The following is an 8,155-nucleotide window of genomic DNA, read 5'->3' as shown; positions in this document are numbered from 1 at the left end:
GGCGGAGTTGGTCGCCCGGGTGAGCGACTTTGCGCACACGATCAACGTCGATCCGTTTGCCGTTGCCGACCGGCTCTGGACGAAAACGACGCTCGATCCAGAGGAAGAGAAATTACGCATCCCGGCCTAGGCGAGGTTTAATTGTTCATACAACAAGGCAATGTATGAATCCCGGCCGGCCTGGTCGCCCTGCCCCACCGGAGCGTCGGGGGCGTCCGTGAAGGCTCGGTCAACGACGTGATCCCGTGCGGTTTTCATACGGTTATGCACGTTCGCGGCGCGCAACGCTGCCGCCTGATCAGTATAGACTGAAATGATGAAATTGCTTGACCGGCCCGGACAGCCCAAGACCCTCCGCAGGATGCCTGGAACCACGTGTCCCGTGGGAGCGGCGTCCCGCCGCGATGGCGCCGCGCGGGATTCCGTTGTTTTTTGACTCGACTGCACCATAAAGTAGGCGGCTGATCAACAAGACACTCAGGTAACAGGTCATTAATCCACGCAGACTGCTCGCCGGTCTCGCCACGGCCGCTGCTGCCGCGCTTGCGTCGGCCTGGGCGGCCGATCCGCCGGTAACCCCCGCCGTTTATGCAGCGGACGAAAACCCGCGGGAGGTGACGCTGGCGGCCTATCGGGCACTCTCGGCCAGCCAGTCACGCAACTATGACCGGGCGCAGGATATTTCCCCCCGGCAGATGCTGATTCTGCTGGAAGTCACCGAACGGATCGGGGCCAGTCTCGGGCAGGCCCTGGCCACCGGCGAACACGAAAGCGCCCGCACCTGGAACGATCACGTCCGCCCCACCCTCAAGAACGGCAGCCTGGGGTCGGCAACCGGGGTCTGGCAGTTCCAGCCGGCGACCTTCCACGGCATCATCAAGCGGTTCGGGACGCAACTGCTGGCCGCCAGTGCGGCGGATGCGGCAGCCGGCCGTGACCCGCTGGACTTGGGGGAAGGGCCTTTCACCGATGCCCAGGTCCGGGGCCTGATTCAGGACACGGTGGACGGCAAACGGGGGGCGGACGATGAGGAACTCCAGCTCCTGCGTCACAACTTCGCCGTGTTGGCCTTTGCCAAACATTACCTGAGCGTCGACAACGGGGCGGCCACCCCCGAAGAGGATTATCTTTTCCACTTTCTGGGCGAAAAACAGGGGCGACGGATACTGGCGCTGGCGCGGGGCGAGGCGCGCGATACGCTGTGTGTCAAACCGGTCGAGCCGCCGACGCCGGCTCCGGAAACCAACCCGGAGCCGACCATCGCCACCGGCCTGCCGCCGGCACCGACATTACAACCCGCCGCGCCCCCCCGGCCGGTGATCGTCCGCGGACCCGCCGCCGGATTTCGCACGCTTCCCGCCGAGCCGCAGTTGGTGTGGTCGCGGCGCGAGCTGGAGCCCCGCCCGACGCTGCCAACCCAAGACCAGATCATCGCCATGATGAACGCCGAAGCGGCCGTCCAGGCCGGATCCGCGATCACCACCACATCCGCGCCGATCTACCCGGTGATTCCCGAAGCGCCGCCGCCCGTCTCAGCGGAATGGGGACTGCCCGCCAACTCAGGCACGGTCACCGGCAATCTGGGGATGTTCTACCGCGACGGCAAAGGCCAGAGCCAACCCTATACCTGGGCGCAGTTCATGGACCATCTGGCCAAACGCGTCCGGGCCGAGAGCCAGCCGGCGTTGGTGCGGGCCAAGTATGGCGTCGGTTTCAGCCTGAAGGGCGGCGATCTCCCGGAGCGCGCCTTCAAGCCGGATCAGGTCACCGACGCGGTCGAGTTTCGTCATGAGAACGAACAAAGCGTCCTGCTGCCGGAAGCGCTGGTCACCGGCACGCTCAGCCCGGACGAAGCGCGGCACTATAAGCAGCGTCTGGCGGCACTGGTCAGCCAGGGTGAGGACCAACCGACGCCGACGCTCCCACCGGAGGCTTTGGCCGCGCTGCATCACCTCAAGGTGCTCCCGACCAAGGTGCAGGACACCAGCACCAGCCATCCGGAGGTCCGGAAAGCCCTGCAACAGTTCCGCACCAAGGTCGGCAAGGACGCGCCGGATGATCCCGCGCATCTCAACCTGCTGATGCCGGCCGAGCGGATCGCGCTGGAACTCTATGGGCAGCGGATCAGCCGGTATGCCGGGTTGCAGGCGGGCCAACAGGCGTCATCGCGTGAGGCACCCGACCTCAACCGCATCAAGAAACTGCCAAAAAAGTTCCAGCGGCTCGCATCGCCGCATCTCGCCGCGGTGCAGCGGGCGCTGGCCACGCAAGGATTGCTGACCCAGCCAACCAGGAAATCCGTCTGGCGCGACAAGAAACGCAAGAAGCATGTGGAATATAAATTGGCGCCGTTTGCCGGCAAAGCGGACCAGCCGACGGTTGCCGCGCTCAACACCTTTCAATTGCGCAACGGCCTGCGGAAAACAGACGGCGTGCTGGACGCCGTGACACTCAACATGCTGGACCTGCCGCCACTGGGACCGGACATCTTTCTGCCCCTGTCCGGCCCGCACTGCGCCGTCGACGCGGCGGCCGATGCGCCGCCCAGAAGCGAGACTCCGAACGACGGGCAGGCTGATCCCTGCATCACGATCGCCTGCCGGCTTAACCGCCCTTCGCCCGTCGCTAAGTGACGCGTCGAACACAGTCGTTGTCATTGTCGTAATCGGATAAGCGATTGATCTGGCTCCCACGCTCCAGCGTCGCGTGACGCGACCGGCCGCTGGAGCGGCCGGACGGCATTCCTACGCTGGAGCGATTGGGCAAGTATTCCTTGTAGGTTGGGCTGAGGAACGAAGCCCAACGAGGAGCCAAACGTAAGGTGCTGAAATGTTGGGGTTCGTTCCTCACCCCAACCTACGGCATTGCGATGTTTTCGGGTTCGGAGCCAATACTTTCAACATCCTGGAGCGTGGGAACGAGAAACGAGAAAGCGTCGTCTCCCGTGGGAGCGGCCTCCGGCCGCGATGGGGCCGCACGGGATCGCGACGATTGGCATGTTCACCGCATCGCGGCCGGAGGCCGCTCCCACCTTCCTGTCGGCCCACTGTCGGCATATCCACAACATCCGGTAGGAAAACCGCCAAGGCCCTCGCCTTTCGATCACCGCCACACGCGGCATCCGGCCCAACCGCAGGCGTTTTCGAGCCAACAAATCCAAGGCTGACCGCACACCCACTCCAACCGTCGACACCTGACCGCACACCCGAGCAAGTGCGGCATCATTCTTGCTGACTCGCGTGCTTTGATGCGGTCCAGGGTCCTGCGCCCGGCCGCCTTGTGGAATGGTGTTTTCAATCTTGACCAAGCGTTTCGACTGGCCCGGCACTGCCGCGCCACCCCTCACCCAATGGCCGGTCGCGGCCGCAGGTCCCGCCCGGCCTTGCCGGGATTTCGCGCGAGGTGTCCGATGACGCCTGAGACCCTGGGTCTGCTCGGCATCGCGGCCGGACTGGCGCTCCTGATCTGGCTGGCCTACCGGGGTTGGAGCATCCTGCTCGTCGCACCCGCGGCGGCCTTGCTGGCCTCGGCCTTCGCCGGCCAGCCCTTGCTGGCATCCTGGACCCAACTCTTCATGGGCGGCGCCGCGGGCTTCGTGTCGCAGTTCTTCCCGATCTTCCTGCTCGGCGCGGTCTTCGGCAAGCTGATGGACGACAGCGGGTCAGCGCTGGCCATCGCCCGCACCCTGACCGATCGGCTGGGACGCGAACGGGCGGTGCTGGCCGTGGTGCTGGCCTGCGCCATGCTGACCTATGGCGGGGTGAGCCTGTTCGTGGTCGCCTTTGTCGTGGTGCCGGTCGCGGACGCGCTGTTCCGCCAGGCCAACATCCCGCACCGACTGATCCCGGCCACGGTGGCGCTCGGCGCCTTCACCTTCACGATGACGGCGATGCCCGGCACTCCGGCCATCCAGAACGCCATCCCCATGCCCTATTTCGGCACCACGCCTTTCGCCGCGCCCGGCCTGGGACTGATCGGCGCGGCCATCATGTTGAGCTTCGGCCTCTGGTGGCTGAGCCGGGTCACCCGCCGCGCCCGGTTACGGGGTGAGGGCTACGGACCGACCTCGACCTCCGCGGTCGGCACCGGCGACCAACTGGCGCGCGAGCGGGTCACGACGACCGACACCTTCGACCTGGCCGAATCCACCCGCGGTCACCAGAGCGAGGCGCTGCCGCCGTTCTGGCTGGCCGTGCTGCCGATGCTGGTAGTAGTGGGGATCAACATGGCGATGAGTCTGGCCGTGCTGCCGGGGCTGCAGAACGGCTACCTCGCCGAGCGGCGCTGGGGCGCGACCTCGCTGGCCGCGGTCGGCGGCATCTGGGCCGTGGCGACCGCCCTGCTGACCGCCATTCTGGTCCTGGTCAATCGGCGGCGCCTGCCGGCCCTGCGCAAGACCATCAATGCCGGGGCCAACGCCTCGGTGCTGCCGTCGCTCAATACCGCGAGCGTGGTCGGCTTCGGCGCCGTCATTGCCGCGCTGCCGGCCTTCGCCCTGATCAGCGCGGCCTTTCTGGCGGTGGGCGGCGGACCCCTGGTCTCGCTGGCGGTCGCCACCAACGTCATCGCCGGCATCACCGGCTCAGCCGCCGGCGGTTTGATGATCTCCTTGAAGGCGCTCGGCGGAACCTATGTCGCCCTGGCCGCGCAGGCCGGCATCGACCCCGAACTCATGCACCGGGTCGCCGCGATTGCCGCCGGCGGACTGTCCAGCCTGCCCCATAACGGCGCGGTCGTCACCCTGCTGGCCATCAGCGGCGCCACCCACCGGGGCAGCTACCGCGATGTCGCCATCGTCATGCTGATCGGCACCCTGCTCGCGCTGGGCACCATCATCGTGCTGGGTCTGACGTTCGGGGCGTTTTGAGGGAAGTCACGCGTCAGAAATGAGTGAAACAACGACCGAGAGGCCAAAGGCGGTCTTGATCATCGTTCCGGCCAGCGACGGCCTGCCCGCAACTGGAGGTCGAGGCTTTAGCCGGTGGCGAGTCCCGAGATCTTGAATAACATCAGTGGTTCCTGCACACCGGACCGGCTAACCGCCATGGAAGAAACATCAAGCCACCCCGGACGATGAAAGGCCCCCGTGGGAGCGGCGTCCCGCCGCGATGCGGTGCCGTGGTGACCGCGAACGCTGCGGCTGCGCGCCCGGCCCCATCGCGGCCGGACGCCGCTCCCACGGCGTCGCTGCGCGACTTTCATGGTAAAGCCTCAGTCAGCGTGTTTGCGGGCTAACGCCTCCTCCCGCGCATCATTGATCTCACGCATGATGCTTTCAAGATCGGCCTCCAGATTCCGGCCTTTGAAATGGCCGGTGAGTTTCGTTTCAGGCGTCAGCTTGCCGCTCTCGTACAGGTGCCAGATCTCTTTGCCGTAACTGGTTGCCAGCAATTCCGGCGCAAACTGGCCGAAATAGAGCGCCAGATTGCCAACATCGCGTTCCAGCATCCGGGGCGCATGATTATTCGCCGCGGCATCGATCGCCTGGGGCAGATCGATGATCACCGGACCCGCTGCATCGACCAGCACATTGAACTCGGACAGATCGCCATGCACCAGGCCGGCGCACAGCATCTTGACTACCTCCCGGATCAGTTGGCCGTGGTACTCCAGCGCCTGCTCACCGGACAGATCAAGATCATTCAACCGGGGCGCGGCCACCCCATCCTCATCCGTAATCAATTCCATCAGCAGCACGCCTTCGAGGAAATGGTAAGGCTGCGGCACCCGCACCCCGGCCGCCGCCAGCCGGTACAAGGCATCCACTTCGGCATTCTGCCAGACCTCTTCCTGCTCCTTGCGCCCGAACCGCGTGCCTTTCTCCATCGCCCGCGCCTGTCGGCTATTGCGCACCGTGCGCCCCTCACGATACAACACCTGCTTATGGAACCCGCGCTTATTCGCCTCCTTATAGACCTTGGCGCAGCGAATCGCGCCCTCGGACAGCACCACATAGACCGCGGCCTCCTTGCCGCTCTTCAGTGGACGGATCACCTCATCGACAAGACCGTCGCGCACCAGCGCTTCGAGACTTTTTGGAACTTTCATAGTCGCCCTTGTAGGCAGTGCCGGCCGGCCGCGACCACATCAGGTGGCAGCCGCCCGGCAGTGCGAGTGAATCGTTAGGAAAAGACAGGACGATCCTTGATCATTGCTCCCGCGATTCAGTCGACGGCAAAGCCGATCGTTCGCGCGGCGGACCCTCGGGGCGCCAATCGATTCATCGAGTCCGCGACACGTGCCAGGCACCGCAACACCGCGGCACCCAGGATCACCTGACCGTGGACTCCCCTATGGTAAACGTCGGGGCAAACCGGCACGCTTCAATTTCGGCGATGGGCGAAAAATCACGGGCGGCACGCGGGCGTCACACCAGACGCGCCGGCTCACCGTAGCAAGAAACCAACGCATCGCAGGTCAGCAACGTCAGACCTTCCGTACGGGCCTGGGCGATCAGCAAGCGGTCGAAGGGGTCCTTATGCAGTGGGGGCAGATCCTTGACGGCGATGGTATGTTCGCTTCTGACCGGGAGTTCCCGGTAGTCGTGGGTGAGGAGCATGCGCCAGAAGCGCCGCGGATCGACCTGGAAGTCATCCCGTCCGAGCCCATTCTTGATGGTGATTTCCCACATGCTGGCGGCACTGAACATCAGCGCGTTGGCGGGATCCAGCAGGAGCGCGGCAGCGGTCGGGGAAAGACGCTCCGGCTGCCCGGCCGCCCAGAGCAACAGGTGGGTATCCAGCAACAGGATCATTGACCGCCGCCCAGGAACTGGGCCTCGATCTCATCTTGGCCCATGCGGTCGAAATCGTGCGGGACCTTGATCTCCCCAGCGAGAAAGCCGAGCCGGTGCCCGGTACCGGCCTCTTGCGGTTGCAGCGGTACCACCTTGACCAACGGGGTACCGGCCTTGGCGATCAGGAAGGACTCCCCCTGGGCAGCACGCTCGACCAAGCGCGAGAGCTGTGTCTTGGCTTCGTGAATGTTAACGATGAGCATGACGGATCTCGATTGAACTAACCGCCGCTAGTCTACTCTGACTTCCCGAAGTTGATGTCAACAATCGCCGCACGGGTCCACCGGTTCCGGATGCGCGATGACCAGAGGCGCACCCTGATCGACCGCGGCGGCATCAGGCTCCTGGAGCTTGGCACCTTCGCCGCCGGACCTCACGTTGCTTCTTTTCAGCGGTAAGATTTAAGGTGATCTCCGGGAAAGGATCTACCGCCGTGTAGGGGCGAATTCATTCGCCCCTACAACCCAACAGGCTTTCTGCGCACGCGCAGTCGGGATGCCTATTCACGGAAATCGCCTTAGGGGCGACTAAAGTCGCCCCTACACGTTGGTACATTGTTTCCCGGAAATCACCTAAGCTCCGCTTCTTTCAAAAAACGCCCGATGGAGCGCGCGGAGATCGACCCGACAATGCCCCGTTTCACCGCCTCGTCTGCGATCTTCCGTTGCGTGACCGCCCGTCCGCTGTCCTGCGGCGCTTCGCAGACCAATGCGATGATCGCGCAAATCTGCTCCGGACTGAACGTGGCCGGGGTGCCCGAGCGCGGCGCATCGGACAACCGCTCCGCAACGCTCGCATCGGGGTTTTCCGACCACCGCCGCCGCCACCCCTGGACGGTCGACCGACTGATGCCGAGTTGGTCCGCTGTCGGCCGCACGCCGACACCCTGACTCGCCAACAAGATAATCCGCGCCCGCAGGGCCAATTGCTGTGGGCAGGTCGCTTGTCGCTCGAGCGACTCCAGTTGCTGACGCTCGCGATCAGTGACGGGGACAGCGGCAGGACAAAGCAGGGGCATCGCAAAAACCCGAACCGGTGAGAATGCTTTCTATTTTATAACGTACGCTTCACAAACGGTCTGAGGGATTTCATCCTGCGGGACCAGGACAGTGGTCTGTTCGCATTGTGCTGAGGTACTGCAAGTTATAGTGGTTTCCGGGAACAGATCAACCGACATGTAGGGGCGACTTTAGTCGCCCCCGACAGCCCTCTACGGATCTTATCGAGGCGCCATTTAATAACCGGACGCGCCTTAATGCAATTTTTCTAGCATAGTCTATACTTAGAGTTAGGTTTTGGATTACGAGGAGAGTCGATCATGAGTAACGAATGGCTTAATGACGCAAGAAAGATTCCTGG

6 protein-coding genes are annotated in these 8,155 nt (G+C 64.1%); 2 read left to right on the top strand and 4 right to left on the bottom strand.

Going from position 1 to position 8,155, the window contains the following annotated elements; all coding sequences use genetic code 11:
* The first annotated feature begins 614 nt into the window (after positions 1–614).
* Together QZY03_RS27590 and QZY03_RS27585 are read left to right on the top strand one after the other, a co-directional pair.
* Complete coding sequence (locus QZY03_RS27590; protein ID WP_295586866.1) at positions 615–2,633, top strand: peptidoglycan-binding protein; 2,019 nt, start codon at positions 615–617, stop codon at positions 2,631–2,633.
* A gap of 776 nt (positions 2,634–3,409) precedes the next feature.
* Positions 3,410–4,867: a GntP family permease gene (locus QZY03_RS27585; protein WP_295586865.1), complete on the top strand. Its 1,458-nt coding sequence runs from the start codon at positions 3,410–3,412 to the stop codon at positions 4,865–4,867.
* 344 nt (positions 4,868–5,211) lie between these two features.
* Here QZY03_RS27585 and QZY03_RS27580 read toward each other — a convergent pair whose 3' ends face one another.
* The 4 genes from QZY03_RS27580 to QZY03_RS27565 form a co-directional block, all read right to left on the bottom strand.
* A complete protein-coding gene (locus QZY03_RS27580; RefSeq protein WP_295586863.1) occupies positions 5,212–6,048 on the bottom strand; it encodes a PA4780 family RIO1-like protein kinase in 837 nt (278 codons plus the stop codon).
* Between the two features lie 319 nt (positions 6,049–6,367).
* Complete coding sequence (locus QZY03_RS27575) at positions 6,368–6,754, bottom strand: type II toxin-antitoxin system VapC family toxin (RefSeq protein WP_295586861.1); 387 nt, start codon at positions 6,752–6,754, stop codon at positions 6,368–6,370.
* On the bottom strand, positions 6,751–6,999 hold the full coding sequence (locus tag QZY03_RS27570; RefSeq protein WP_295586859.1) for a type II toxin-antitoxin system Phd/YefM family antitoxin: 249 nt from the start codon (positions 6,997–6,999) through the stop codon (positions 6,751–6,753). Before QZY03_RS27570 ends, QZY03_RS27575 begins: the two co-directional genes overlap by 4 nt.
* A 365-nt stretch (positions 7,000–7,364) precedes the next feature.
* A complete protein-coding gene (locus QZY03_RS27565) occupies positions 7,365–7,814 on the bottom strand; it encodes a helix-turn-helix domain-containing protein (RefSeq protein ID WP_295586857.1) in 450 nt (149 codons plus the stop codon).
* Positions 7,815–8,155 lie beyond the last annotated feature (341 nt).

Source organism: uncultured Lamprocystis sp., assembly GCF_903933125.1.
Classification (GTDB): Bacteria; Pseudomonadota; Gammaproteobacteria; order Chromatiales; family Chromatiaceae; genus Thiodictyon.
This window is presented reverse-complemented; position numbering and strand designations above follow the sequence as displayed.

What these genes read in the sequence shown, in the direction of transcription:
- QZY03_RS27585 (WP_295586865.1), top strand. Translation starts at nt 3,410, where the DNA reads ATGACGCCTGAGACCCTGGGTCTGCTCGGCATCGCGGCCGGACTGGCG.
- QZY03_RS27580 (WP_295586863.1), bottom strand. Translation starts at nt 6,048, where the DNA reads ATGAAAGTTCCAAAAAGTCTCGAAGCGCTGGTGCGCGACGGTCTTGTC.
- QZY03_RS27570 (WP_295586859.1), bottom strand. Translation starts at nt 6,999, where the DNA reads ATGCTCATCGTTAACATTCACGAAGCCAAGACACAGCTCTCGCGCTTG.
- QZY03_RS27565 (WP_295586857.1), bottom strand. Translation starts at nt 7,814, where the DNA reads ATGCCCCTGCTTTGTCCTGCCGCTGTCCCCGTCACTGATCGCGAGCGT.
- QZY03_RS27575 (WP_295586861.1), bottom strand. Translation starts at nt 6,754, where the DNA reads ATGATCCTGTTGCTGGATACCCACCTGTTGCTCTGGGCGGCCGGGCAG.